This window comes from Nostoc sp. PCC 7524 (assembly GCF_000316645.1).
Classification (GTDB): domain Bacteria; phylum Cyanobacteriota; class Cyanobacteriia; order Cyanobacteriales; family Nostocaceae; genus Trichormus.
Genome location: NC_019684.1, coordinates 4,638,042 through 4,663,672 on the forward strand (window position 1 = coordinate 4,638,042; position 25,631 = coordinate 4,663,672).

21 protein-coding genes are annotated in these 25,631 nt (G+C 42.5%); 12 read left to right on the forward strand and 9 right to left on the reverse strand.

What is annotated here, in order from left to right:
- Positions 1 to 91: 91 nt before the first annotated feature.
- The 4 genes from NOS7524_RS27890 to NOS7524_RS18630 all read left to right on the forward strand — a co-directional run bounded on the left by NOS7524_RS27890 (position 92) and on the right by NOS7524_RS18630 (position 7,637).
- On the forward strand, positions 92 to 3,307 hold the full coding sequence (locus NOS7524_RS27890; RefSeq protein WP_015140029.1) for a PAS domain S-box protein: 3,216 nt from the start codon (positions 92 to 94) through the stop codon (positions 3,305 to 3,307).
- A gap of 370 nt (positions 3,308 to 3,677) precedes the next feature.
- Positions 3,678 to 4,490 carry an SDR family oxidoreductase gene (locus NOS7524_RS18620; protein WP_015140030.1) on the forward strand — a complete coding sequence of 271 codons (813 nt, stop codon included), beginning with the start codon at positions 3,678 to 3,680 and terminating at the stop codon, positions 4,488 to 4,490.
- Between the two features lie 260 nt (positions 4,491 to 4,750).
- Positions 4,751 to 6,187 (forward strand): serine/threonine-protein kinase, encoded by a 1,437-nt coding sequence (locus tag NOS7524_RS18625; protein WP_015140031.1) that lies wholly within the window; start codon positions 4,751 to 4,753, stop codon positions 6,185 to 6,187.
- A 73-nt stretch (positions 6,188 to 6,260) separates the two neighbouring features.
- A complete protein-coding gene (locus tag NOS7524_RS18630; protein ID WP_015140032.1) occupies positions 6,261 to 7,637 on the forward strand; it encodes a protein kinase domain-containing protein in 1,377 nt (458 codons plus the stop codon).
- On the opposite strand, the gene NOS7524_RS18635 is transcribed toward NOS7524_RS18630, so the two are convergent.
- A complete protein-coding gene (locus NOS7524_RS18635; RefSeq protein WP_015140033.1) occupies positions 7,634 to 8,812 on the reverse strand; it encodes a hypothetical protein in 1,179 nt (392 codons plus the stop codon). The two genes, NOS7524_RS18630 and NOS7524_RS18635, sit on opposite strands and share 4 nt — an antisense overlap.
- Before the next feature lie 150 nt (positions 8,813 to 8,962).
- On the opposite strand from NOS7524_RS18635, the gene NOS7524_RS30195 reads away from it, so the two are divergent.
- Positions 8,963 to 9,112 carry a hypothetical protein gene (locus NOS7524_RS30195; protein WP_171815384.1) on the forward strand — a complete coding sequence of 50 codons (150 nt, stop codon included), beginning with the start codon at positions 8,963 to 8,965 and terminating at the stop codon, positions 9,110 to 9,112.
- 541 nt (positions 9,113 to 9,653) lie between these two features.
- On the opposite strand, the gene moeB is transcribed toward NOS7524_RS30195, so the two are convergent.
- The 3 genes from moeB to NOS7524_RS18655 form a co-directional block, all read right to left on the reverse strand.
- On the reverse strand, positions 9,654 to 10,826 hold the full coding sequence (gene moeB / locus NOS7524_RS18645) for a molybdopterin-synthase adenylyltransferase MoeB (RefSeq protein WP_015140034.1): 1,173 nt from the start codon (positions 10,824 to 10,826) through the stop codon (positions 9,654 to 9,656).
- An 85-nt stretch (positions 10,827 to 10,911) separates the two neighbouring features.
- Positions 10,912 to 11,415 (reverse strand): Mov34/MPN/PAD-1 family protein, encoded by a 504-nt coding sequence (locus NOS7524_RS18650; protein ID WP_051039236.1) that lies wholly within the window; start codon positions 11,413 to 11,415, stop codon positions 10,912 to 10,914.
- Positions 11,416 to 11,689: 274 nt separating this feature from the next.
- The gene (locus NOS7524_RS18655) at positions 11,690 to 13,894 is read right to left on the reverse strand and encodes a heavy metal translocating P-type ATPase (RefSeq protein WP_015140036.1); all 2,205 of its coding nucleotides are present in this window, start codon (positions 13,892 to 13,894) and stop codon (positions 11,690 to 11,692) included.
- 475 nt (positions 13,895 to 14,369) lie between these two features.
- Here NOS7524_RS18655 and NOS7524_RS18660 point away from each other — a divergent pair, with 475 nt between their 5' ends.
- The 5 genes from NOS7524_RS18660 (at position 14,370) to NOS7524_RS18680 (ending at position 18,745) form a co-directional block, all read left to right on the forward strand.
- Entirely contained in the window at positions 14,370 to 14,615 is a 246-nt protein-coding gene (locus tag NOS7524_RS18660; protein ID WP_015140037.1) for a FeoA family protein, read from the forward strand.
- A gap of 116 nt (positions 14,616 to 14,731) precedes the next feature.
- Positions 14,732 to 16,741, forward strand: coding sequence for a ferrous iron transporter B (gene feoB / locus NOS7524_RS18665; RefSeq protein ID WP_015140038.1), 2,010 nt, complete (start codon positions 14,732 to 14,734; stop codon positions 16,739 to 16,741).
- A 252-nt stretch (positions 16,742 to 16,993) separates the two neighbouring features.
- Positions 16,994 to 17,371 (forward strand): hypothetical protein, encoded by a 378-nt coding sequence (locus NOS7524_RS18670; RefSeq protein WP_015140039.1) that lies wholly within the window; start codon positions 16,994 to 16,996, stop codon positions 17,369 to 17,371.
- A gap of 49 nt (positions 17,372 to 17,420) precedes the next feature.
- Positions 17,421 to 17,618 (forward strand): hypothetical protein, encoded by a 198-nt coding sequence (locus NOS7524_RS18675; protein ID WP_015140040.1) that lies wholly within the window; start codon positions 17,421 to 17,423, stop codon positions 17,616 to 17,618.
- A 101-nt stretch (positions 17,619 to 17,719) separates the two neighbouring features.
- A complete protein-coding gene (locus tag NOS7524_RS18680) occupies positions 17,720 to 18,745 on the forward strand; it encodes a hypothetical protein (protein ID WP_015140041.1) in 1,026 nt (341 codons plus the stop codon).
- 348 nt (positions 18,746 to 19,093) lie between these two features.
- On the opposite strand, the gene NOS7524_RS18685 is transcribed toward NOS7524_RS18680, so the two are convergent.
- On the reverse strand, positions 19,094 to 19,981 hold the full coding sequence (locus NOS7524_RS18685) for a peptidoglycan DD-metalloendopeptidase family protein (RefSeq protein WP_015140042.1): 888 nt from the start codon (positions 19,979 to 19,981) through the stop codon (positions 19,094 to 19,096).
- Between the two features lie 323 nt (positions 19,982 to 20,304).
- On the opposite strand from NOS7524_RS18685, the gene NOS7524_RS18690 reads away from it, so the two are divergent.
- Positions 20,305 to 21,510: an HhoA/HhoB/HtrA family serine endopeptidase gene (locus NOS7524_RS18690; protein WP_015140043.1), complete on the forward strand. Its 1,206-nt coding sequence runs from the start codon at positions 20,305 to 20,307 to the stop codon at positions 21,508 to 21,510.
- A gap of 470 nt (positions 21,511 to 21,980) precedes the next feature.
- On the opposite strand, the gene NOS7524_RS18695 is transcribed toward NOS7524_RS18690, so the two are convergent.
- From NOS7524_RS18695 to ispD, 3 genes are all read right to left on the reverse strand, one after another.
- Positions 21,981 to 22,328, reverse strand: coding sequence for a DUF760 domain-containing protein (locus tag NOS7524_RS18695; protein ID WP_015140044.1), 348 nt, complete (start codon positions 22,326 to 22,328; stop codon positions 21,981 to 21,983).
- A 247-nt stretch (positions 22,329 to 22,575) separates the two neighbouring features.
- Positions 22,576 to 23,115, reverse strand: coding sequence for an SMC-Scp complex subunit ScpB (gene scpB, locus NOS7524_RS18700; protein ID WP_015140045.1), 540 nt, complete (start codon positions 23,113 to 23,115; stop codon positions 22,576 to 22,578).
- A gap of 124 nt (positions 23,116 to 23,239) precedes the next feature.
- Entirely contained in the window at positions 23,240 to 23,938 is a 699-nt protein-coding gene (gene ispD / locus NOS7524_RS18705) for a 2-C-methyl-D-erythritol 4-phosphate cytidylyltransferase (RefSeq protein WP_015140046.1), read from the reverse strand.
- Between the two features lie 164 nt (positions 23,939 to 24,102).
- Here ispD and NOS7524_RS18710 point away from each other — a divergent pair, with 164 nt between their 5' ends.
- The gene (locus NOS7524_RS18710; protein WP_015140047.1) at positions 24,103 to 25,062 is read left to right on the forward strand and encodes a glycosyltransferase family 9 protein; all 960 of its coding nucleotides are present in this window, start codon (positions 24,103 to 24,105) and stop codon (positions 25,060 to 25,062) included.
- Positions 25,063 to 25,140: 78 nt separating this feature from the next.
- Here the strand turns inward: NOS7524_RS18710 and NOS7524_RS18715 are convergent, their stop codons facing one another.
- On the reverse strand, positions 25,141 to 25,614 hold the full coding sequence (locus tag NOS7524_RS18715) for a CRR6 family NdhI maturation factor (RefSeq protein WP_015140048.1): 474 nt from the start codon (positions 25,612 to 25,614) through the stop codon (positions 25,141 to 25,143).
- Between the last annotated feature and the right edge of the window lie 17 nt (positions 25,615 to 25,631).

Here is a 25,631-nt window from a genome sequence, read left to right on the forward strand (position 1 = left end):
TATATGCTGGCTGAATTACCAACAGCGATCGCCAAGTCATCTTTTTCAGATAAGGAATAGGAATCATTAACCTTGATCCGGCCTGAAGCTTATGCCGACAAAACGCCAATGTACGATCTTAATTGTTGATGATTTAGAACTCAATCAGGGAAAGTATCAATCTTATCTGAGTGCCGATTCAGAAATAAGTCATACAGTCTTAACAGCAAAATCGGTAAAAGATGTCTGGAATTCGTGTTGTGATGGGGCTGGCACGGTTGATTGTATTCTGCTCAATGATCAACATGGATTAGAAATCTTAAAAAAGCTGAAATCCCAATGGGGAGAAGCCTGTCCTCCTGTAGTGATGATTGGTGGTGAAAATACGGACTTAGCAGTTCGAGCCATGAAAGGGGGAGCAGAAGACTATCTTGTACAAGAAAAATTAACTCCAGAGCAGTTATGCTACACGCTGAGAACTGCGATTGAGAATGCTAAACTGCACCACAGCAAACAGCGATTCCGTACTATTTTTGATGCCACGTTTCAATTTATTGGGCTACTCACCGTTAATGGCATTCTGATAGAAGCTAATCAAACAGCATTGGATTTTGGCGGCTTAACACTAGCAGATGTGATAAATCGTCCTTTTTGGGAAGCACGGTGGTGGACAATTTCATCTCAAACCCAAGGGAAACTGAAACAAGCGATCGCTCAAGCTGCTAGTGGGGAATTTGTACGCTATGAAGTAGATGTGTTGGGAGCAGGCAATAGCGTCATCACCATTGATTTTTCCCTCAAACCTGTACGCGATCAATCGGGGCAAGTTAGCTTTCTAATTGCTGAAGGGCGTGATATTACTGAATTGGTGCAGATGAGATCTGAACACCAACAGCTAGAAGCTGAATTGCAAAGGACAAACCAGGAATTAGAACAACGGGTAGCACAACGTACTGCTGAGTTACAACAAGCCCATGCTGCCTTAGCCCAACGAGAAGCCACGCTACGAAGTTACTACGACAACATACCGATGCTCATGGGAGTTGTCGAGTTAACTGAGAATGATATTCTTCACATTTACGATAACGCCGCCACCTGTCGATTCTTTGGTAATGAACCAGATAGTACAACTGGGAAACTAGCCAGTGAGCTAGGAGTGCCGCCAGCTATTATTCAACAATGGCTGATTCACTACCGAAAATCTCAACTCCAAGGTCAACCAGTAGAATTTGAGTATGTTCACGACGATGGGCAAAGACATCCTCAATGGTTGGCAGTAACAGTTTTCCCAATTGATTCTCCCCTGTTTGAGCGTCCTCGATTTTGCTATGTAGCTCTCGATATTACAGACCGCAAACAAACAGAAGCAGCTCTGCGCCAAAGTGAAGAACAACTTCAGGAAAAACTGATAGAAATTGAGTCTATTTACCAATCAGCTCCCATTGGACTGAATGTTTTAGACACAGACTTGCGCTTTGTACGGATTAACCAACGATTAGCAGAAATTAATGGATTTTCTGTGGAGGAGCATATCGGCCGCACAGTCCGCGAGTTACTGCCAAATTTAGCCGATACAGCCGAGCCGTTGTTACGGCAGGTTTTGGCGGGGCAACCACTCCTCAATGTCGAAATTGTTGGGGAAACTCCGGCTCAACCTGGTGTGAAGCGCACCTGGCTAGAAAACTTTTTACCGTTAAGGAATGGCGACCAAATTATTGGCATCAGTATTGTTTGTGAGGAAATTACCAAACGCAAACAACGTGAAGCTGAGTTACGACAAGTGTTACAAAAGCTCAATTTCCATGTGGAAAATTCTCCTCTGGGTGTAATTGAGTGGGATCAAAATTTTCGGGTGTCGCGCTGGTCAAAAGCTGCCGAACGCATTTTTGGCTGGCAATTAGAGGAAGTATTGGGCAAGCGATTTGATGAATGGAAGATAGTTGTTGAGGAAGATATCGAACGAGTAGCCACTATGGTTATACAATTAGCCCAAGGCGCAGAACCGCGAGTAGTCATGCACAACCGCAACTACACCAAAACTGGGACAGTGATTGATTGTGAGTGGTATAACTCTGCCTTAGTAGATGAGTCTGGTAACTTAGTTTCGGTGCTATCGCTGGTTTTGGACGTGAGCGATCGCACACGGATGGCAACAGAACGCGAGCAATTATTACAACAGGAACAAGTAGCCCGTGAGCAAGCTGAAGCTTCCAACCGCATTAAAGATGAATTCTTGGCGATTCTCTCCCATGAACTACGTACCCCGCTTAATCCCATCCTAGGTTGGACTAAACTACTCAGAAGTGGCAGATTAAATGCCCAAAAACGAGGAGAAGCCTTAGAAATTATTGATCGCAATGCTCAATTACAGGCTCGTCTGATTGAAGACTTACTTGATGTATCTCGGATTATCCAGGGCAAAATCAGCCTCAATATTTCCACCGTTAATCTTACTGCTACAATTTCCGATGCTATAGAAGCAGTGCGTTTAGCATCAGAAAATAAAAAAATTCAGATTCAAACTATTATTCAATCAAATTATGCACAAGTAGCAGGTGATCCAGCCCGTTTGCAACAAATTATCTGGAATCTGCTATCCAATGCTGTTAAATTTACACCGCAAGGTGGACGAGTAGCAGTCAAACTAGAGCAAATTAAAAATTATGCTCAAATCACCATCAGTGATACAGGCAAAGGCATCAGTCCAGTTTTTTTACCACACATATTTAATTACTTTCGTCAAGAAGATAGTAGTATTACCAGAAAATTCGGTGGTTTAGGATTGGGGCTAGCAATTGTCCGTCACTTAGTAGAACTACACGGTGGCACGATTGCAGCTCATAGCCCCGGTATTGAACAAGGGGCTACCTTCACGGTGAGATTACCAACAATTATTCCTGATTTAGATACTTCAGGGACAATTCAACCGCAAAATATCTCTTTTGACTTAAACGGCATTAAAGTTTTAGTTGTAGATGATGATGCTGACGCACGGGAATTCGTCGCCTTTGTGCTGCAAATGTATCAAGCAGAAGTCATCACAGTATCATCTGCATTAGAAGCCCTACAAGTGTTGGCACAGTCACAACTCAATATTTTAGTTAGCGATATTGGGATGCCCCACATGGATGGCTATGAACTGTTACACCAAATTAGGACTACAGCACCTGATTTTAATAGACAAATTCCGGCTATAGCTCTGACTGCATACGCTGGAAAACTTGACCAACAACAAGCATTAGCAACAGGGTTTCAAATGCACGTACCCAAACCCATAGAACCAGATGCTTTAGCTTATGCCGTTGCTAGTCTCGCTGGCATCATCTAGGGAGTGGGGAGTGGGGAGTGGGGAGTGGGGGAGTAGGTGAGATGAGGAAACAGGGGAGCAGCAAGCCCTAATTAGACTGCTTTGTTTGGGTGTTCATACTGTCAGTAGATTCTTGGATTGGTTTCCTGAAAAATTTTTGCTAGTTTTCCGGAACTGTTCAAAATCCAGTGGTATTACTTATTAGAGTACAGCAAAGTACAGCGACTTATACAGAAACTTTATAATGAACCCTCTGGGGAATATATCCCCTTCATATTATCAAAAGCCCGGTCTTAACAACCGGGCTTTTGTCTGCGATATCTTCCCGTGGTAGCAAACATTTGACTCACATTTTTGAGTAGATTAACAGTAGGCTATCTTAAAGGCGGTTATGACTTTTGTAAGAGATGAAAATTTGGTATTAGTGGCTGGTGCAACCGGCGGAGTGGGACAACTTGTAGTAGCAAAACTACTGGAGAGAAATGTCAGGGTACGCGTTCTGACACGCAATGCGGAAAAAGCGTCAAAAATGTTTAATAACAAGGTAGAAATTGCTGTAGGCGACATCCGCGAACCCGCCACACTCACCGCCGCAGTAGAGAATGTCACCCACATCATCTGTTGTACGGGAACTACTGCCTTTCCCTCTGATAGATGGCAGTTTAACCCCCAACCGAACTTATTTGAATGGCCAAAGATTTTTCTGGATGCTGACTACAGAGAAGCGATCGCCAAGAATACGCCAGCTAAAGTTGATGCTGAAGGTGTAAGTAACTTAGTCGCCGCCGCACCCCGCAATCTCAACAGATTTGTCTTTGTCTCCTCCGTAGGAATTCTTCGCAAACATCAGCCGCCTTTTAATATTCTCAATGCCTTTGGTGTATTAGATGCCAAACAAAAAGGTGAAGAAGCAATTATCACTTCGGGATTACCTTACACCATCATTCGTCCAGGACGCTTGATTGATGGCCCCTTTACATCCTATGACCTCAACACACTTCTCAAAGCTACCACAGGCGGTAAACTGGACGTAGTTATTGGTAAAGGTGATACTTTAGCAGGTGATGCTAGTAGAATTGATGTTGCCGCCGCTTGTGTGGAATCAATTTTTCATCCCACAACTGAAAGACAAGTTTTTGAACTGGTAAATAAGGGAAGTAGGCCGACTGTGATTGATTGGGAAAAACTGTTTTCTCACCTATAGAACTAACGCCATCTGTGACATACTTCCCCGAATTTAACGCAGCGATTAGGGTGCGTCAGCACGAAGATATTCCCAGTTCGTCAAGGGTTTATCTGACTGACGCACCCTTGCATATGAGAATTAGTTATTGCTTCTTTGAAAGTCTTTTATCAGTATATGGAAGCTGACAAGCATTAACTACAGATTTTCAGTATAACTAACAATATAACAGCCGTAGATACAGGTTAGATTCTACTCAGCAGTCATCGCTAACCGCATCTATGGAACTTTGGACACCTAATCAAACTCTCAAAAATGGCAGATTTATCGTTCAAAAAGTCCTTGGTGGTGGTGGTTTTGGTGTCACTTATAGCGTACTAGAACAGCGTACCAATAAATTATTTGCCATCAAAACCCTCAACCCGATACAGCAAAGTCAAGGTAATTTCAACGACAAGCAAGAACAATTTGTTAACGAAGCATTGCGATTACGAGGTTGTCAGCATCCCCATATTGTCAAAGTCTATGAAGTGATACAAGAAGCTGGTTTATGGGGAATGGTGATGGAATATGTCAATGGGGATGATTTAGGTGTATACGTTGATCAGCACGGACACCTATTAGAAGATGACGCATTACGCTATATCAATCAGGTAGGACAAGCATTAGAATCTGTTCACCAACAAGGCTTTTTACATCGGGATATCAAGCCGAATAACATTATTTTACGTAGTGGAACACAAGAAGCAGTATTAATTGATTTTGGTCTGGCGCGTGAATTTCTCATTGGTAAAACCCTCAGTATGACCAATTCCAGAACAGAAGGCTATGCACCAGTAGAACAGTATGAAAGGCAAGGACATTTTGGAACTTATACTGATGTTTATGGTTTAGCTGCAACTTTATATAGTTTATTGACTGGGAGAACTCCCATACCTGCTAATTATCGAAAAGATGGTGATATTCCTTTAAAAGCACCAAAACAATTTAATTCGAGTATTAGTGATAGGGTAAATGATGCAATTGTTCAAGGAATGGCCTTAGAACCACAAGATAGACCACAAACAATGCGGGAATGGTTAGAATTATTAATACAAAATAAGGCTGATTCTGCGGTTGTTCAAATTTCAATCTCTAATTCACAATCAAAAGTTAGACATCTAAACTTATTGGCTGATCAAACTCAATTAATAACTTCTAAGATGGACTATACTCAACTTAGTAATTTGTTGGCAGCAGGAAAGTGGAAGGAAGCAGATAAGGAAACATCAAGAGCTATCCTAGCTATAGCATGGAGAGAAAAGGAAGGCTGGCGTTATTTAGAACGAGTTGATAATATTCCCTGTGAAGATATCCGCATTATTAACAACCTTTGGGTTAAATATAGTAATAGCCGCTTCGGTTTTTCAGTACAAAAGAAAATTTTTCAAAGTGTTGGTGGAAATACTAAGACTTATTGGAAAGGGCAAAAACAATACCAGGAAATTTGGTTGTTGTTTTGCAATCATATTGGTTGGAAAAAGGATGATGATTCTCAAAAGATTATGGGAATTGCATTTTATATATGCGATATTAATTTTGATCTAAAAGCACCTATTGGTCACCTACCTTGCTCTTGGATTATAGAATTACAGCGTTTACGGGAAAGCGGTGTTTATGGTGGAGGTTTTGGTTGGGAACAAGAGATTCCTTCTCTTCTATTACATAAAAACTTATAATCTCTAACATATTTTTATATTAATGATTTTCATGGCAGCCAATATATTAAATCATATATAAATACATATTAAGATGTCTATAATCACTCTCACAATTACTAAAGGCAAATTATCAGGAAAACAATATACTTTTGACTCACGTACAACCTGTATTATTGGTAGGTCAAAAGATTGCCATCCTCAATTACCAGATGACGATGATCATAATACTATATCTCGCTATCACTGCTTATTAGATATCAATCCTCCCGCCATTCGTATACGAGACTTTGGTAGTAGAAATGGTACATACGTTAATGGTAAAAAAATTGGGCAACGGGAAGCAAATCAAACACCAGAAGAAGGTGCGAAAATCAAATTTACTGAATATGATTTACAAGATAATGATGAGATTGAACTAGGTAATACTGTATTTATAGTTAATATTGAAACTGAATTAAATTCACTAAATATTCATAACTCATTGACTGCGATCGCTAATCTTAATGAGCAACATCACTCCTTAAAAACCCAAGCAATAAATGTATTAGAATATATAAAAAATTTATTTGATTTAGCCGCAGGTGGCAATCAGCAATTACTGGCAATTCGTGATTTTAATATTGTTGAATTGATTGGACAAGGAGGCTTTGGAGAAGTTTATTTAGCACAGCATAACCAAACAGGTCATTTTATAGCTTTAAAAGTTATGTTACCTGCGGTTGCGGCTCATGATTGGGCTGTACAAATGTTTATACGGGAGACGGAAAATACTAAAGTATTAAGACATTCCAATGTTGTGCAATTAATGGATTATGGCTACTACGAAAATGTTTTCTTTTTCACAATGGAATATTGTGAAGGTGGCACTGTTGCTGATTTAATGGCAAAACAAGGAGGAAGATTATCTATAGATATTGCAGCACCAATTATTCTGCAAGTTTTAAACGGTTTAGAATACGCTCACAATGCTGAAATACCTAATGTTAAACTAAGCAACGGTGGATTTGCCAAAGGTGTGGGTTTAGTTCACCGTGACTTAAAACCAAGTAATATTTTCTTAAGTAATGTTAACGGTAAAATCACAGCTAAAATAGGCGATTATGGTTTAGCAAAAGCTTTTGATTTAGCAGGATTAAGCGGACAAACTTTAACAGGAACTAAAGCCGGAACTCCAGTTTTAATGTGTCGTCAGCAATTGCTTGATTATAAATATGTAAAGCCAGAAGTAGATGTATGGGCTACGGCTGCCTGTCTTTATTATATGCTTACCGGAACTTATCCTCGTAATTTCACTACTGGCGATCCATTTTTAGCAGTTTTACAAAATGATCCCGTACCCATCCGCCAGCGTGATGCAAATATACCTAAGCCACTAGCTGAAGTCATTGATTTAGCGTTGAGAGAAAAACCAGAAATTTATTTTAAAAGTGCCGCACAATTAAAACAGGCTTTGTTGAACTTGTTTTAGTCATCACTGTTTATAACAGTAGATATAATACATCCGCCAGCTAGTAAAAAGGCCAATGTTGTCCCCACTGCACCCGCAAGAGGTGCAATACTTTGAGTTTGCGGAAATACTACGCCGAATAAACTCATTGATAAAGCAAATCCACCAAAGTACATCCCAATTCCTAAACCTTCCCAACGTTGGGACATCAGCCCTAATGCAAAGGGAATTGTGCCATTGATAATTAAACTAAAGCCTATTATTACCAGCAATAACAAGGGAATCAAAATATTGGTGGCGACTATTATTAGTAGTGAAATAATGGTGACACCGATACCAATTAACATGGCTCGACTGTTGCCAATTTTAACAGCAAACCACCCAGTCGGGAGAGAAGCAAAAGCGATCGCTAGTCCTACGCCCACCATCAGCCAATCATTTTGATTAAACTGAGCTACTAAAATCTTACTGACAACATCCATCAGCAACCGAGAACCCCAACCAATACCAAAACCAGTCCCGAAAATTAAACTTAATTCTGTCCAAGGTAACTGTAAAGGTGCGGCTTGGGGTTGAGCCACTGGAGTATCGGGAGGATTGACAAAGCGCAACCCAGCCGTGACAGCTAGCAAGACAAAAGAAGCGATCGCAAAGGTGAAAATTGGCCCTAAACTTAAAATAAATTGATTGGCAACCCCTCGAAACGCCCCAATTACTCCCCCTGTGAACACAACCACACTAAATGCTAAAGGTAACTCGGCTGGCATAGAATACTTAGCCAACAAAGCTATAGCCGGGCTACGAAATATTGTCATCGCCAACGCCCAAGCTACTAAGACAATGGGGAGGAGCGATCGCAAAACTACGGTAGGTGGTACAAAAGTTACTATGCAGGGGATAGCGATAAATAATGTTGCCGAGAGAATCACACCCCCCGAAATCAACATAAATCTACTTCCTACCCAATGTTTAGCCTGATCTGAGAGTCCACCCATCAGAGGTTCTAGAATTACACTTAAGGCATTTTCAAGGATCAGCAAACCTACAGCCAGAGAAGCAGGAAAACCAAATTGGGTTAATAATTTGGGTAAATAAGCATTATAAATTACCCAGCAGAGGGTGATTGCACCTTGCAACGCCGCTAACACCCCAACCTGCACCCATAAAATATTAAATCGAGGTTTAGATATATTCATTAATCCGTGATCAATAATTCCCGTATTTCCAAGATACCGGGATTGGCATTCTTCGGGAAATATATCAGTTAGTAGGGTGCGTCAGTATGAATATTTTCTTGGTGTAGTGAGAGTTTATTGCACTGACGCACCCTTGTTAACGACACTAAGTTGTGTGGTAACGACACTAAGTTGTGTGGTAACGACACTAAGTTGATTGGTAACAAAACTAAGTTGATTGGTAACAAAACTAAGTTGTGTGGTAACAAAACTAAGTTGTGTGGTAACAAAACTAAGTTGATTGGTAACGAAATAGGCTAAGGTTCACACACATCTTTGTGCTGTATACAAAATTTGCTTTGATCCCCTTAAATCCACGCCACTTGCTATGAATCGGGGAACCCGCCCAACGCAGTGGCTCCCCTTCGACAAGCTCAGGGCATTGCTTGAAAAGGGGGGACTTTGAATTTAATTCTAGTTCCCCCTTAAAAAAGCTATCCATTACCCGGATCTTTCTCAACATTTACGAAAGTATTCACTCACGTTTTTTATAACCCTGATTACTTCGTCCTTAATTCTCAATAAAAAGGCAATTTTAGCGAGAATACAAAAAGCGAATTTGTCAAGTATGCTTGACCCCTCAGTGTTCAAGATGACTACAAAACAAGCGTTTTAGGATTGTTAAGAAAGATGTGGGTAACGCATAGCTTAAAAAAGGGGGGTTAGGGGGGATCAAAACGATACAGGATAAAGTTCTAAGACTTGTGTGTACACCGTAGCCTTTCTAAGGAGAGGGTTAGGGTAGGATAAGGCGAAGACTTGTACATCATTGCTTTGCAGTCAAAAGTCAACAGCAACAGCATTAATACTCTGGAACTGAGGGATCTACTTCCCGACTCCAAGCCTGAATTCCACCTTTGACGTTCGTACCCACAATCCCCGCATCCTTGAGGATAGCTAGAGCTTTAGCCGATCGCCCGCCCATTTTACAATGAGCAATTAAGCGATGACCGTTGAGGATTTCTTTAACTTTAGCGACACCATTACCGTTTTCAATGTCTGGTAAAGGTACTAAAACTGAACCAGGAATTTTAGCAATGTCGTACTCGTTAGGGTTACGCACATCCAGCAGTACAAAATCTTTCGCACCACTATCTAACAATTCCTTCAACTGAGTCACAGTCATTTCTTGAATATCTTGCTGCTGTTGCGCCTCTGCTGCTTTGGCTTGCGGGATACCACAGAATTGTTCGTAATCTATCAGCTTTTCAATCACTGGACGGATGGGATTAGGACGCAGCTTTAACTCCCGGAATTTCATGTCTAGAGCATTGTACAGCAACAGTCTGCCACTTAAAGTATTACCATTACCCAAAATAATCTTGACGGTTTCTGTGGCTTGAATCACACCAATCATCCCTGGCAGAATCCCCAATACTCCACCTTCTGCACAGGAGGGAACCATTCCTGGTGGTGGTGGTTCGGGGTACAAGTCACGGTAGTTCGGCCCGCCTTCATAATTAAATACGGTTGCTTGTCCTTCAAAGCGGAAAATCGAACCGTAAACGTTGGGTTTGTTGAGTAATACGCAAGCGTCGTTAACTAGATATCTAGTAGGGAAGTTATCAGTGCCATCCACCACAATATCGTAAGGTCTGATGATATCTAAAGCGTTTTCCGAACTCAGACGGGTTTCATAGAGATCAACCTGACAATAGGGGTTAATCTCGTGGATGCGATTTTTAGCCGATTCAATCTTAGGTTTACCCACCCAGGATGTACCGTGAATGACTTGCCTTTGCAGGTTGGAAGTATCCACCACATCGAAGTCAACAATACCGATGCGCCCAATACCTGCGGCTGCTAGATATAACAGCAATGGTGAACCTAATCCACCTGTACCGATACATAACACACTGGCAGCTTTCAGGCGCTTTTGCCCTTCCACTCCCACCTCCGGCAGAATTAGGTGGCGAGAGTAGCGTTCATAATCGTCCTTAGACAACTGGATATCTTCCAGATTGGGATTGAGCATAACAGTTTGAATGAGGAAGCGCGGATTATTGATTGTATCGAAAAAACGATATCTTTCTCTAAGTTTAAGTATTGAAATTATGTTATCAGGAAAGGGGGGATTGGGGATTGGGGACTGGGGATTGGGGGGTTAGGTTTTTCATGGTGAAAACTTCCTCGGCTTGAAAGTGATGAGTGTTATCAAGAGTCCAACTTTTGATGTCACTAGCCGCACCATTTTGAACGGAAGCTATTATATATGAGTATCCTGACCAAGCATATAGGCGATCGCATTCTGAGGGTATAGGAGAATAGTCGGGATGGGAGTGATAAATACCAATGATATTTAGTGAGCGATCGCGTGCTTGCCTTTGCACTTGTAACATGATTTGGGGAGCGATCGCATATCTTCGCTCGGTGCTATGAGTAGTATTGTCAGCAGCAAAATTTTCGGCTTCGCTATCCCAAGCATTCGCTGTTGGTATCACCTCAACTACAGTCTTCACCCCATCCACCAGATACCCCAAAAGTAACCCGCAGCACTCATCAGGGTAGGTACTTTCAGCATGACTCAGGATAGTTTGTAACTGTTCTGGGAGAAATTTGAGCATAGGAATTGGGGATTGGGGACTGGGAATTGGGGATTGGGGATTGGGGACTAGGCAAAAACTTCTACCTTGTCTACCTTGTCTCCCCTCATACCATTTCACGAAAAACCTGATACAGATGTAAACCCTGAAAGCTTTGCTGCATCTAAGTTTTTTAATTGCGAATTGCGTTAGCGGAGCGGGGCGTTAGCCCATTGCGAATTGTGAATTGGTATCACTCCCTCATCCTCCCCTGCTTCCCCTGCCCCTCTGCTCCCCTGCCCCCCTGCCCTCTTATCTACCTCGGCGGATCTTGGTGCATGAGGGGACGCAAACCATTTAACCCGGCTGCAATGGCTGAACCATTATGTACGACTGTCGCCGCTAAGGGATGTAGCCCTACGGTGGTGGCTAGTCCTAATGCTGCTAAGTTGGGAACGACTGATAACCCGATATTTTGCTGAATGAGGGCTTTGGTTTCACGGGCGATCGCTATTGCTTCGACAAAACTGCTAAGGTTATCATCCATCAGGACTACATCGGCTGTTTCTCTAGCAACTTCGGAACCTCCGCCAAAGGAAATCGCTACATCAGCATAGGCTAAAGCAATAGAATCGTTTAAACCGTCGCCGGTAAAGGCTACAGTTTTACCAGTTTCGTGCAGTTGGCGGATAATTTCGGCTTTTTGTTCAGGGAAGGCTTCGGCATGAACTTGTGATTGCGGTATGCCCAGTTTCTCAGCTACAGCGATCGCCCGTTGTTGATTATCTCCTGTCAGTAGATGAATTTCCATACCGTATTCAGTTTGTAATTGCTGAATGATGGCTGGACTTTCTAGGCGCAGGGGATCTGTGTAATAAATTACCCCTTGGAATTCTCCGTTGACTGCTATATACAGCAAGGAATCATGGGCAGAGATGCGGCAATTGAGATGCTGGGGACAATCTGCATGGTTGCATTGATGTGGTTCATACAAGCAATCTAAGGCAATACCAGACTGGCGTAAAAAGCGATCGCTACCTACTAATACTTGTTCCCCATCAATTTCCGCCTTGACACCTAAACCAATTTCATAGGTAAATTCTTGGCGCGGTAGAATTTCTTTACCTAGTTTTTCCGCATAACGTACCACCGCTTCCGCCACTGGATGAGTTAGGCGTTGTTCGGCGGCGGCTGCTAGTTCTAATAATCTGTGGCTAGATATTCTCCCGGCTACGGTTTCTACTTCTACAACCTCAATGTCGCCTTTGGTTAATGTGCCGGTTTTATCAAATACGAGCGTGTCTACCTCTGCTAATTTTTCCAAAGCATGGCCACTGCGGATGAGAACCCCGTGTCTGGTGGCGTGGTGCAGTGCTGCTAAGAATGTTGTAGGTAGAGAAACGCGAATACCTGTTACAAAGTCGAGGGTGAGTATAGATGCAGCCCTAGCGGGGCTACGGGTAGCAGCAAATACCAGCCCTGCAAAAATCAGCGCAGGCATGATCGCTTTGTCTGCAACCATGGCGGCATAATTGCCCATGCGGGTATCGTGAACGGGCGCTTGTTGGACTAACTCAATACTTGCTCCTGCACGGGTAGCATTACCTACACGTTCCGCTTGGATGTAAATTTCTCCTTCTCGCACTAGGGTAGAAGCATAAACCGCTTGTCCTACTTGACGTAATACAGGCATGGCTTCACCAGTCAATCTTTGCTGATCAATTAACGCTTTACCACGCAATATCTCGCCATCTACGGGTATTTGCTCACCGGGGTAGACAATTACTGTATCTTTTGGTTGGACTTCTGTAGCTAAGATGCGTTTTTTCTGCCCGTCTGGTTGTTTTACCCAAGCATAATGTCCCAAGGAATCCAGGAGATTGGCAGCCTGATTTTCAGTAACTCTAGCTGTGCGATCGCGGATTGTATCGCCAATTTCATGTAGTGTCATCACCAAAGCTGGTGTGAGGAGATTTCCTTGACTAGAAGTTAAGGCGATCGCGATAAAATCCAGACAATCTATATTTAATTTTCGTTCTTGGGTGATGCTGTTATAAGCCCGTTTAGCAATGGGTAAAGCCGCAAGCGCCACAGTCGCCGCAATAATAGTTCTGGGAATCGGCAATCCCAACCCCAATACAGCTAAAACTGTAGCTAATGCTGGTAATTTCACCCCAGCATCGTCTGTTGCTTCTGGTTTTTGCCTGTTAACCTTTACCTGTTGACATTCCCAAGCCTTATGCAGCAAACGCACTAGATAAGCTTGCATTAGCTCATCACTACTACCGGATAATTGATATTGAATCGCAACAGAACTAGCCCACTGATTAACGCGTATCGCAGTAATCTGATCGTCAGATGCTAGTAAATCTTGTAGGCGTTGGGCATACTGGGAGTCATGGGCTAGCAAGGGAACGCGAAATCTTACCCTCCCTGGAATCTTATGCACTACACAATAATCAATTCTCTGAGTAGGGGTAACTTCCCTCTCGTCTGCTTCTGACTTGGTGGCGATGATCATTATGATTTCCCCCTCATGGTTTTGTAGCGATGTGATGGGTGGGAATTCATCCTACAAGAGATTGCAAAATCCCACGAAACTGTCATTAATTTACGGCAGAGCTAGGATAACAGCGAACTGTGAATCTAAGTCTATTCAATAACTTTGCTAGTTAATTTTTCACTAACGTAATTATTGTTAAAGATTAAGAACAAACCAATACTTTCGCCATAAATCCACACTCTATCTTTTCAAAATTTCTGCGGTTTTGTGATGTATTAACCAATTCTTAAACAAAAATTTAGTTTGTACAGAAATTCCAGTGAAGTTACTAAAAATAATTCTCAACAACTAAAATAAATTTAGGTGCAATTAACCAATTCAGTGATAATCGCCATTAAAGCTACAAAAGAGACAAATGGGAAAGCAGTATTGCAGTTGAATATATGATGTGATGACATTATTGCCGTCAATTATCGCCTGTAAAGGAAGTGCTATGAGTGTAAAACTATCAATACTCAAACCTGGGCAAATTGCGACGATAACTGCAATTAACACCCAAGAATCAGGCTTACAAAGACGACTAGAAGCAATGGGTTTCAAAGTTGGGCAACAGGTGAAGGTACTCCGCAAAGCCTGGCTGAAAGGCCCCTTACATCTGCGCGTCGGGTTAACTACAGAAGTAGCCATGCGGCGAAATGAAGCGGAGGGGATTTTGGTAAGTATTGGGATGGGGGAGTAGGGGAGCAGGGGAGCAGAGGAGGAGCAGGGGGAGATGGGGGAGCAGGGGGAGAAAAACTAATTCCTATTGCCTATTGCCTATTACCTATTGCCTATTACCAAAAAAAGAGGTGTAAAGTGTCACATTGCCATGATTCTGGTTCAGGTATTGCTGGGTTGCAAAGTCATCCTGGAGTTAAAAGGGTTGCGGTTTTGGGAATGCCGAATGTAGGTAAATCTACTTTATTTAATCGTATTACTAAAGCGGGTGCATTTGTAGGAAATTGGCCTGGCGTGACAGTTGATCTATTACACGCACAAGTGGCTTGGGATGGACAAAAGGTAGAGTTTGTTGATCTGCCCGGTATTTATGACTTGGAGGGATACTCTGAAGATGAGCAGGTAGTGCAAACTTTCTTTACTACTTACCCAGTAGATTTAGTGCTGGTAATTCTCAATGCAGCTCAAATAGATCGTCAAATTCGTCTAGCCTTACAAGTTAAAGCCTTGGGAATGCCGGCTGTAGTAATTCTCAATATGGCAGATGAAGCCAGACATTTTGGGATCACAATTCATTCAGAAAAATTAGCCCAAAAGTTGGGGATGCCAGTAGCTTTAGTTAGTGCTAAGTATGGTAGCGGTTATGCGATCGCTATCCGTAAAATCAGTCAACAATTGGCAGAAAACACAGTCCCCATTGCACCGGAAGAACTCAAGCAGCAGATTTTAGCCCATCGACAAATTCCAGAGTCACAAATTCAAGCCACCCTAGAAAATACAGTAGAAATACCCTCGCGGTTGTTCAAAACGTTTACAGAAAGGCTGGATCAGGTATTACTACACCCATTGCTAGGGCTACCACTGTTTTTTCTGTCTATTTACTTAATGTTTGAGTTCGTTTGGCTGGTGGGGCTACCATTGCAGGATGTGTCTGATACTATTACAGGGTGGTTACAGCAGGTAGCTATTGTTCCCCTAACTGCCCATTTGCCTGAGTTTTGGCGGGGATTTTTGGTAGATGGTATTTATGGTGGGTTAGCTACGGTAGCATCATTTATTCCCCTAGTGATGACCTTTTTCTTCATGATGGCGATTGTAGAGGATAGCGGCTACTTCTCCAGAGCCGCCTACATGATGGATGCTTTAATGTATCACTTTGGGTTAGATGGGCGCAGTTTTGTGCTGTTAATTATGGGGTTTGGCTGTAACATCCCTGCCATCATGGGAACAAGAGTCATGCGATCGCGGGCTTTACGCTTCCTCACCATGTTGATTATTCCCTTTGCCCTTTGTTCAGCACGCTTGACAGTATTTGTCTTTATTATCGATGCCTTATTTGATCGCCGTTGGGGGCCATTGGTACTGTTTTCGCTGTATCTATTCAGCTTTGGTGTAGCACTGTTAACCGGACTATTGCTTAAAGGCTCGTTTCAAAACCAAGAACCCTTCGTCATTGAACTACCGCCTTATCGCTTCCCCACCCTCAAGCAAATATTTCTGCGCGGATGGGGTGAGTTGAAGCAATTTCTACAACGCGCTACCGGATTTATCACGGCTGGGGTAGCTGGTGTTTGGCTGTTGAGCAACTTACCCCAAGGTACAGCCAACCCGATTAGTAGTACGGGAGAGATGTTAATTGCCATCCCGATTGTAGTGGGGATGGTTACAGGTTGGGATGCAGTCAAAGCCTTCTTGAAGCGAGCCAGTGGATTTATTGTGCTAGGTTTATTAGCCATCTGGTTGTTGACTAATTTACCTGGAGGTGAGAGTGCCAGTTATGCTACACGGATTGGCGAATTTTTTGCCCCAGTTTTGAATCCAGCTGGTATTCCTCAAGAGTTAACTATTGCTTTGATATTTGGGTTCATTGCTAAAGAAATTTTAGTGGGATCTTTAGCAACTATTTATAATCTGGCTGATCCCAATGCTGTGCAAGCAACTATTGCTCAAACCATCTCACCAATTCAAGCATACAGTTTTATGCTCTTTTGTTTGCTGTACACTCCATGTTTGGCAACGGTTGCTACTATTAAGAGCGAGTCCAAGAGTATCCGCTTTACGCTGCTATCGGTTGCCTACGGACTAACGCTAGCTTGGATTGTGAGTACGTTGTTTTATCAAGGAGCAAAGTTCTTAGGTTTGAGTTAGTGCCTCTCCTTTAGCTGCTTTGAATGCCATAAAATCTGTTTCATATTGACCAAGATAATATAGCTGTAGCCATTAACTTACCATCAGAGGCTTTTAAACCTGTCACCTGTCACCTGTCCCCTGTCTCCTGTCCCCTGTCACCTGTCACCTGTCCCCTGTCCCCTGCTATATTTATTCTGTTTTGGCAATTTATTAATAAATATTAACTTTTCTAATGCGGTACACTAGAAAAAATTTCTTGAGGAAACGCTAATGGCAAAGGCAAATGGAGTAAAAAATGAAACAAGCGTACAGGATTCACCGATAGTTTCAGACACTGGAGATACAGTAACAGATCAAAATACACCTGAAATATTGGAAAATACCCAAGATATTGATGAAGTCATCAACTCACTCAAAGCTTTACTCAGTAGCGTAGAAAAGCTGCAAAAAGTGCGGCAGGAAGTGGGCGATATCAAACCTTTAGTTGGCAGAATGCTGGATGGAGAATTAGTTGCTGGTGAAGAACTGGATCAACTCAAGACAGGGGTAAGTGGTCTTTTTCGTCTAGTTCGTGCTTATAGTGATCATCAAGCAGCACTGGCTAAAGCTCAACCTGCAAGAAAATTGCTCGACGAAATTATCAAATAGCATTAAGGCTAGCTAACTCAAACTTGATTGCGTCTTCCACCATTGGAGAATGACTAATACACCTAACAAGTCTCGTGTAGAAAACGCCATCAATATAGCTTTTGGAAGATTTGAAAACAGGGCAGTTGGCTTTACAAGTTTAGGCAACTTAGTTATTTTTGCCGTCTTGGTTGATTTAGGCGATGCTGTAGCTGGTGAATTATATCAAGCAAGTTCGGCTAATTATTTATATAGGACTCATATTTGACTGTTGCAAAAGCTCCGTACAAATTGAAGAGGCTGATTTCCTATTGCCTTGTACTTTCTGCCTTGTTTTTTAAGAGCTAACAAATAAATACTTATATAAATATGTATAATCAAACAAATCAATTACTTATACCTGCACACTTTAACCCTGAAAAAGTTGATGAAGTCTGGCGTGTACCATATCAGCAACGCGCCATCGAAGCTGAAGTTTGGGCTAAACAACATGATATTCAACCAGCCGCTTTTGACAAAACGCGCATTTGTCTATTATTAATAGATGTACAAAATACCTTCTGCATCCCTGGATTTGAGTTATTTGTAGGCGGTAAATCGGGAACGGGAGCAGTAGATGATAATCAACGGTTATGTGAATTTATCTATCGCAATTTGGGTGCAATTACAAAAATTATTCCTACTCTCGACACCCACACAACCATGCAAATTTTTCATCCGATTTTTTGGGTGAATAATGTAGGCGAACATCCAACACCAGCAGCTACTAATATTACTCCTGCCGATATCGAGAATGGAACTTGGAAAGTTAACCCAGATATTGCTAATAGTATTACTAATGGCAATTATGAATTATTAGCCAAACACGCTTACCACTACGTTAAGCAACTCAGCCATGATGGTAAGTATCCGCTAACAGTTTGGCCCTATCATTCTATGTTAGGTGGCATTGGTCATGCTTTAGTTTCTGCTGTTGAAGAAGCAATATTTTTCCACTGTATTACTAGGCAAAGTCAAACACAATTTGAAATTAAAGGTGATCATCCCTTAACAGAAAATTATTCTGTTTTACGTCCAGAAGTATTACAAAGCTTTGATAATAGTCCACTAGCTAATAAAAATACGCGCTTAATTCAACAACTTTTAGAATTTGATGCTGTGATGATTGCAGGTCAAGCTAAAAGTCACTGTGTTGCTTGGACAATTGATGATTTATTAACAGAAATTCAACAAATAGATACGACTTTAGCAAATAAAATATATCTACTGGAAGATTGTACTTCTCCTGTTGTAGTGCCTGGGGTTGTTGACTATACAGAAGCAGCAGATGCAGTATTTGCCAAGTTTGCAGCAGCAGGAATGCACATTATTAAATCGACAGAATTTATCTTTTAAAGTGTGTTTACAGGTTTCCTGACTTGTAGCAAGTGGCGTGGATTTAGGGGGTTCTAAAAGTATTTGTAACACCACCAAGGAGTTTTTAAACAACCTATAAGGATAATTTCACGTACCTTCGCTTTTGGTGCGTGACGGCGAGAATATTTATTGGTGGGATATTGTTGTCATTTCGCGCCGTCACACACCCTACCAATCGCCTGTTCATACTCTAGTGCTTGGTGATGCTATCATCCCTGTGGAAAAAATCATTCTGCCTGTGAAATTTGAGTCATAACACCCTGAAATAATTTTGAAGCGGTAGATAAAAGTTAGTTTTTAATTGTGCAGGCGATCGCTAGCAGTGTCTTATGGTTTTAAATAATCCTTGGGATTTTCTGCTACCCAACCTAAAGAAGAACTGGAACGGATTTCAAAATGGAGGTGAGATTGTTTACCAGTGGGCTGTCCAGTTGTACCGACTGTTCCTAATACCTGCCCTTGATTCACTTGTTGACCGACTTTCACTTGAATACTATCTAGATGGGCGTAGCGGCTTTGCAGTCCGCCATTGTGGTTGATGATGACCAAATTACCATAAGTACCCTGTTCTTGAGCAAATACTATTCTACCGGGTGCGATCGCTTCTACAGAAGTTCCTACATCTGCTAATAAATCTATCCCGCTATGGAAGAACACCTGACCTGTATTTGGGTTAATCTGCCAACCATAGGGTAAAGCTACCTCTGCTATTTGCTCAAACGGATACCCAGATAACTGAATTCGGGCAGTAGATGTAGTAGTAGTCTTAGGAGACGGAGTAAAACCATTAGGCGACCAATTGATCCCCGGTACAAATACAATTCTGGGGTCTTTTTGACAACCGTTGACTTCAAATAGCGTATCAGGACGGACTTTATACCTTGCTGCTACTTGTCGCCAAGTTTGATTGCGAGGTACTTCCACCACAACCCCATTGAAAGGAGGAATCTGAAGTTCACTACCCACAGCAGGCAATGAACCATCTTGAAGAGATGGATTCATACCTACAATCGTTTCTGGCACAAGATTGTAACGTTGTGCAATGCTAACTAAAGTATCGCCACGCGCCACCTTATGCCGCCGAAAGCGAGACAGCGCCGGAACTGGACAACCTTCTACTGCCAAACTAACACTGTTGGAATTTGGCAATAGACTTGCTAGTGTCACGGCACTGACTAAGCCACTCAGAAAAACAAAACGATAGAGAAAATTCATGGATACAAGTTAAGAAAGCCTTAACTTTAGATTTTAGATATTAGATGAGGAAATTGGGTGTGGAAAAGTCGATAGTAGTCATTAGTCATTAGTCTTTCTCTCCCTTGTCTCCCCCAATCACTAAAAAGCAACTGTATGTTACATTTACCTGTCACTAGCTGGTTGCTTGATTAAACTTAGAAATTAGCAACTGCATTGCTATTGTTAAGCGTAGTCATAGTTAAATTTCTATCCAACCGCAAAGGAGGACTGCGCCTAAAGTAGTCGGCATCATGTTTCCTCACAGTCCCATTAGCTGCTAGGTTTCTAGATATCTAGTTTTTATGAATTTATCCTTAAAGCAACTAGCCGTTTATTTATCTTTATTGGCGATTGGTGGTGGTGCAGGTTTGGTAGGCAGTCGTTACCTACTTCCACAAAATCGCTCTTTTCAACAACTCAAAAATGTCACAGTGGCTTTACCTTCAGAATCTGTGACTCCTAACCCTGTAAGTAGCTCTCTAGGCGCTAATGGTGGTGATAATCTCAATTTTATTGCTCATGCAGTGCAAAGAGTTGGCCCAGCTGTGGTGCGGATTAATGCTACCCGTAAAGTAGCCAATCCTCTCTCTGATGCTTTGAAAAATCCCCTGCTGCGACGATTTTTTGGTGAGGATGAACAGCCAATTCCGCAAGAACGCATTGAGCGCGGTACTGGTTCAGGGTTTATTTTGAGCGAAAAAGGAGAATTATTAACGAATGCCCATGTAGTAGCAGATACTGATATCGTACAGGTCACTCTCAAAGATGGACGCACTTTTGAGGGGAAAGTCGTAGGTATTGATACTATCACAGATGTCGCTGTGGTGAAGATTCCCGGCGATAATCTCCCGACGGTGAAGTTGGGGAATTCACAGAATTTAATCCCTGGACAGTGGGCGATCGCGATCGGTAATCCTCTAGGCTTAGATAATACCGTCACTATCGGGATTATCAGCGCCACAGATCGTACCAGCGCCCAGGTTGGTGTTCCCGATAAACGAGTCAGCTTTATTCAAACCGATGCCGCAATTAACCCCGGTAACTCCGGCGGGCCTTTGTTAAATGCCCAAGGGGAAGTGATTGGCGTTAATACTGCCATTCGTGCCGATGCTCAAGGACTCGGTTTCGCCATCCCCATCGAAACTGCTGCTCGTGTTGCTAATGAACTTTTTACTAAAGGGCGTGCAGAACATCCTTTCTTGGGGATTGAAATGACAGATTTATCTCCCACCAAAAAGCAGCAGATAAATCGAGAAAAAAAGCTCAATATTCAGCCAGATACAGGCGTTGTGATTAAAAGTGTACTGAAAGATTCACCAGCTCAAAAGGCAGGGTTACTCCCTGGTGATGTGATTCAAAAAATTAACGATAAACCAGTAAGAACATCAGCCCAAGTACATAAACAAGTGGAAGCCAGCACGGTAGGAGATATTTTAGCTATTGAAGTTAACCGCAGTGGCAAAATTCTCACTCTGAAAGTGCAATCAGGCGCTTATCCCAAAAATTAGTCATTAGACATCTCTGGTAATTAAATGTGCGTGGTTTGAAACCCTTGTAGAGACGTTATATAGAACGTCTCTACATTCATTTTCGGAGAGGGTTATTAATCATTAGGGAACACCAAAAAATAAATTATTCCAAATGGACGGTTAGTAGGGTGCGTCAGTATGAATAATTTCTTAGTACAGTTAGGTTTTTTCGCACTGACGCACCCTACATTTTGGATATTTTTTATCGTAAATTCAAGGGTTTAATACCCCTATATCTACACGTAGTATCAGTTGAGTTGGGGTTTAAATCCCCGACTCCAACTGTCTTTAATTTTGAAGTAATAAGTAATAAGTAATGGGTATTAATCACTACTCATTACTCATTACTCACTACTCATTACTCATTTAATTGGAAGTTCCTTAGTTATTAGTCAATAGTCATTAGCCTGTTATTTTTACGTACTCATTTTTTGACTATTGACTATGGATTATTGACCATTAGATAAATGATCTAATTGCATCCTTTGTTCCATTTGGCGCAGAAAATAACCTGTCATCATGGCCGATGCTAACAGCCCGGCTAGGTTTTCTTTGTCGGTGGTAATTTGGACGTTGAAATTTTCTGCGGGGAGCATACCCACTAGCCCTTGGACATTCTGGGAAATAATTTGTTTAATTTCCGGACTGACAGATTGGGCAACGCGGGCTAGAACTTCAGGAGACTGATGTTGGAGATACTTGAGTAACTGATTGGGGTTTTCCCCAAAGTTGTCAGAAAGTAGCTGGTTGGGGTGTTCCTCGGAATTGTCGTTCAAAAAGTCAGGATCAAACACCATTGGCAATTTTTTTTAGCTTAGTTGCTAATTCTACTCTAAACCATAGTACAAGGATAGTGCTTTATTCAGGATTGGGGATTGGGGATTGGGGATTGGGGACTGGGGATTGGGGACTGGGGACTGGGGACTGGGGATTGGGGATTGGGTAAAAGAGTTCTCCTCTGCTCCTCTGCTCCTCTGCTCCTCTGCTCCTCTGCTCCTCTGCTCCTCTGCTCCCCTGCTCCCCTGCTCCCCTGCTCCCCACTCCCTACTCCCCACTCCCTACTCCCGCTTCTAAGTCGAGTTCTAGCTGCTGTTCTTTCGGTTCTTTCTCAAACGCTTGGGGAAGTTGCTCAATTTGGAAATATTGATGAAATTTTGGTGTAACTTGTAGGGAATAGGAACGGGATTCATTATCTCGACGCTTACGAACAAAACCTAGTTCTACCAGTTCGGGAACGTGTTGATATACCCCCGAACCGCGCAGGTTAATTAAATCACTTTGGAGGATGGGACTATTGAGAGCGATCGCTGCTAGTGTTCGCAATGCCCCTAGTCCTAATTCTACGGGAATCAGCGTTTGCACTAAGTCATGGTAGTCAGACCGCAGCTGCAAACTGTAACCATCTGGGGTCTCTACGACTTCCAAGGCGCTATCTCGGCGGGCGTAGTTGTCCATTAGCTCAATGATACCTTCCTCGACCGTGGCGCGATCGCAGGCGGCATACTCGGCGATTTCGCCGAGCGACAAGGGTTTACCCTTCAAATAGAGAATCGCTTCTATCTTAGTCGCTGTGGCTGTATTCATTTAGTCAATTGTCAATGGTCATGAGACAGTCAATTTAATAAATGTGTGGGATTATACTTATTTTTGGTGTATAAGTCAATAGTTATTTTCTTCTGCTTCTCCCCCACTCCCTACTCCCTACTCCCTACTCTCCACTCCCCACTCCTTGTCTACTGCTGAGGATAAATTCTGCGATCGCTAAGTCTTGGGGTGTGGTGACTTTTAAATTCGTCTCCTCTCCTTCCACAATTCTGACTTCGATGCCACACTTTTCAAATAAAGCTGCATCGTCGGTTACTTCCCAACCTTGCCGCACACCTTCATCATGACACTGTTTCAACAACTTAACGTTGAAGCCTTGGGGAGTCTGTGCTGCCCAAAGATGGCGACGGTCGGGTGTACTTTGAATTATGCCATTTGCGTCAACAACTTTGATCGTGTCCTTGACGGGGACAGCCGCAATCAAGCCCGAACAGTGGCGAATGGCTTGGGCGCAGGAGTTGAGTAAATCTGGTGTTACTAAACATCTAGCACCATCATGAATTAAAACTTGCTCTGCTGCTTTTGGTAGTGCCTGTAAGCCTTTATAAACGGATTCTTGACGGGTTGCCCCACCAATAATTAACTCTACTGGTTTAGTTAAGTTTAAGGTGGCGAGAATGGCTTTAAATTCTGGCCAATCTGTCGGCTGAGAGATAATCCCAATCCAACTAATTTCCGTGGCTGCTTGTGCAGCTAAGAGTGTCCAAGTCAGAAGGGGTTGCGATCGCACTTCTAAGAGGAGTTTATTCCGGTCACTCCCCATTCTTTTACCTACGCCTGCGGCTGGAATTAATAGATACACTGTATTCCTCAATGTCGTCACTGGGGATTAGGGAATGGAGACTGGAAGCAGTAGGCAAAATTATTCAATTTTGCATTTTGCATTTTGAATTTTGAATTTATATGCCCAATCCCTAATCCCTATATTCCCCTAAAATAAGGAGCGAGTAAGCGTCAATAATTATTATGCGAGTAGTAGCCCTTGTACCTGGTGGAATTGGCGATCAAATTCTCTTCTTTCCGACTCTAGACGATCTGAAGCGATATTACCCCAACGCTCAGTTAGATGTCGTTACCGAACCCCGATCAAAGGCAGCTTACCGGGTGAGTAAGTCAGTCAATGAGGTGCTGTCTTTCGATTTTAAAGATCGTAACAGCCTAGCCGATTGGGGCAACCTCGTGGGTACAATTCGCGATCGCGAGTATGATTTAGCCATTACTGTGGGGCAAAGTTGGTTAGTGGGTCTTTTTCTCTGGTTAACAGGAATTCCCACACGTATCGGCTACCAAGGTAAAGGATCTGGATTTCTCACTAAATCTGTACCGTTTAAACCATCCCAGTATGCAGCGACTGTTTACCACGACTTGCTGCAACCACTAGGTATTGATACCCCTACCCCAGAGTTAGGGGTAAATGTACCAAAACCGGATATTGAGTGGGCGCAAAATGAACAAAAACGCCTAGGGGTGAATGAAACAGGTTATGTTTTGATTTATGGTGGCTCTGGCTGGGTATCTTCTACTAAGGGTGCAGATGCAATTTACCCGTTAGAGAACTGGCAGGAAATTATTCAAGATTTTCAACACAAACAGCCGGATTTGCCTATAGTTGTGATTCAGGGGGCTAATGATGAAGGGTTTGTGCGATCGCTGCGTGATTTATCTGCCAATATCAAGGTGACTGCCCCTGAAGATATCGGCAAGTTAGCTGCGATCATCGCTGGAGCCAGCCTGATGCTATCTAATGAGAGTGCGCCGTTGCAACTCAGTGTAGCAGTACAGACTTATACTATTGCTTTGCTTGGTGCTACTGAACCCGCTAAAGTATTACCAAAAAGCGATAAGTTTCTGGGTATCAAATCTCCTAGTGGAAGAGTCGCAGATATTTCTCCTCAACAGGTGTTACAGAAAATCTGGGGTGGTTGAGTATCTCTTACTTGGGAACAGGGTACGAGGCAGAAAAAGTTATTCTTTTCTTTTGCCTTGAACCCAGTCCCCAATCCTTCAAAATATCTCAAACAGGGCATCGTCCAATTCATAACCTAGCATTTGCGCCATAGATTTGAGTCGCGATTGCCAGGGTATGTCTTGTTGCTTTAACCAATCACTCAACGTAAAAATTTTGTGCATCAAAAAGATTTCTAAAGCTTCGGGATTGTACTGAATACCCTCTTTAGCACTAAATTGATGCGGTACCAGCATGGCAGTGTAACGAGCTAGTTCTCCAGCTTTCCAGTCTAGTAAAAATGGAAACCAGGGATATTTAGCATCCAACCGTACAAACCACAGCCGTAACTCAGGAATTTCTGACAATTCGCGAGGATCGCCAGGTTCTAGGGGATAGTCAATATCAAACTGCAACTGCTGTTCTTGGGTAGCTACTGCTCCCTCTTGTAGCAGTTGATGAATTACCGTGTTGACTGGCGATAAATCCAGGCTATTAACGGAGTCAGTATTGATTGCGATCGTGATTGTCATCAGCTACTTTTTTATGC